Source organism: Loigolactobacillus backii, assembly GCF_003946275.1.
In the GTDB taxonomy this organism is placed as follows: domain Bacteria; phylum Bacillota; class Bacilli; order Lactobacillales; family Lactobacillaceae; genus Loigolactobacillus; species Loigolactobacillus backii.
Window position 1 is genome coordinate 1 of sequence record NZ_RHNQ01000129.1, and the last position, 1,675, is coordinate 1,675.

The window sequence follows — 1,675 nt, forward strand, 5'->3', positions numbered from 1 at the left end:
CTATTCCGCATAATAGAGGACTTTTTTGTGTGCATTCTGCTTCATTTAAACGGACAAGTATACGTCTAAAAGCTGAACGTGTCGTCTGAGAGCGCGTGATTATTTACTTTTTACTTTGTTAGCATCGCCGGTTTCCAAAGTCTGTATTTGAGTCGTAAGCGTATTTTGTTCAGACTCAGTTAACGATTCAAAAAAAGTTTTTTGTAATTGGGCTAATCCGTTTTGTTGAGTTGAGCTATACCCTAAAATTACCATAGCTTTCATAAAGTTTTTTAGATGATTGTCAATTCTGAGCGTAGTATCAAAAGTAACACCATCTATTTGTTTAGACTTCGTTTTGTTTGATTCGTTTAGAGAAGATATGGAAATTTCTTTTTGGGGCTGGGGCGCCGATTTTCTAGGAATTATTTTGCTTTTATTTGAGTTAGGATTGTGTAAAAGTTCCACCATGCTAATCCGCCCTTTCAATAATTTCTTGTGCCACAGAATCGTATAATCTAATTATTTTTTTATCGAACTGATCTTTTAGAAATACACCTCTGATTGAATATCTTTTGATTCTTTCCATATTACGAATTAGGGTTTTTAACATGTTTTCTTTCCCAAATTCTTCTTCTGCTACTTCTAATGTGCTGTGATCAACAGGCGCCCCATTCTTTAATAGCACAGGAAGTATACCGAGTAAATTCAAACTAGGTGCTTCGTATTCATCGATTACCTGTTCCTGTATATATTTTAGAAACGATTCGGCACCCTGAAGACTGTGCTCTTGAGTTTGAAGGATAATCAGAACCCAATCTGAAGCGTATAAGGCGCTATCAGAAATTAAGGAAATAGTCGGTGGCAAATCAAATACCACAAAATCATATTTTTCTTTTAGTGAAGCAAGTAGCTTGCTAAAATATGTAACTCTATCTTTATAATTATTTTTAAACTTTTTTTCCATAATCCGTGGGTACAATGAAAAATCTGCGCTTGATGGAATAAAGTCAATGTTTTTATCCAAAGTAACCAACGATCTTGATAAGTCCTCTTCTTGGATTGATGCAAGTAAGGTTTGATTAAATTTAATATCATCGTGGCCTAAATTAGCCGCGGTTTTAAAGTAAATATCTGTAGCGTTCGCTTGAGGATCGAAATCAATTAATAGCGTTTTTTTACTAGCACGAGCTAGTGCCAGGCATGCAAGCGTGGCATTTGTTGTTTTACCGGTGCCACCTTTAAAATTTCCAAAAGTAATTACTTCACCCATTATACTGACCTCCAATTAAGTATCCTAATATACAAGGATACTTGGATACAAGGATGATAACATACAAAGATACTTGGATACAAGGATACAAGGATACATTTCTTCTCAAAAGCCGTTAAATTAAGATTGACTGCAAGTATCCTAATATATTTAGATACAAGGATACAAGGATACTTAGATACAAAGATACTTAGATACAAGGATACAAGGATACAAGGATACATAAAAAGAAATGTTGATTTATCACCAAACAACGAGTAATATTGGTTACATAAAATAGAACATAAAAAAACACCCACCGACGGGAATCGGTGAGCGCCACAAAAAAGTCATCTAGTTTAATGACTATTATATCATGGCCGGTGCGATTTTTAAAGCCCTAGGGGACAAGCTGGGGTCTAAATCCAAGGGGACACGTTTGCC

2 protein-coding genes are annotated in these 1,675 nt (G+C 35.3%); both read right to left on the reverse strand.

All coding sequences use genetic code 11. The features are described from left to right. Positions 1-99: 99 nt before the first annotated feature. Positions 100-450, reverse strand: a complete 351-nt coding sequence (locus tag EKM61_RS11835) for a DUF5388 domain-containing protein (protein WP_011222016.1) — start codon at positions 448-450, stop codon at positions 100-102. Between the two features lies 1 nt (position 451). Continuing rightward, entirely contained in the window at positions 452-1,252 is an 801-nt protein-coding gene (locus EKM61_RS11840; protein WP_057878257.1) for a ParA family protein, read from the reverse strand. Positions 1,253-1,675 lie beyond the last annotated feature (423 nt).